Below are 243 nucleotides of genomic sequence, written 5' to 3' on the forward strand. Positions count from 1 at the left end.
TAGAAGTTAACCCAAGTCCAGTTGCACCAATCAATTTGGATAACATCGAAGTATGTGATACCAATGCCAACAATCAGGATGGTGTAATGACAGTGGATTTAACCGTAAGAACACCAGATGCCTTGGCACAACAACCACTGCCAGCAAGCAACTATACGGTGGAGTATTATACCACCGAAGCCTTAGCAGAAGATGGCGATTTTCCAATTATAAATACCACAAATTATTCAGCAAGCAACGGAC

At 42.0% G+C, this 243-nt stretch carries 1 protein-coding gene; it reads left to right on the forward strand.

The features are described 5' to 3' along the window. Nucleotides 1–243 (forward strand): hypothetical protein (locus tag G6042_RS14665; protein ID WP_169522311.1); only part of this gene is annotated, 243 nt, incomplete at both ends.

Source organism: Flavobacterium solisilvae, from assembly GCF_012911605.1.
In the GTDB taxonomy this organism is placed as follows: Bacteria; Bacteroidota; Bacteroidia; order Flavobacteriales; family Flavobacteriaceae; genus Flavobacterium; species Flavobacterium solisilvae.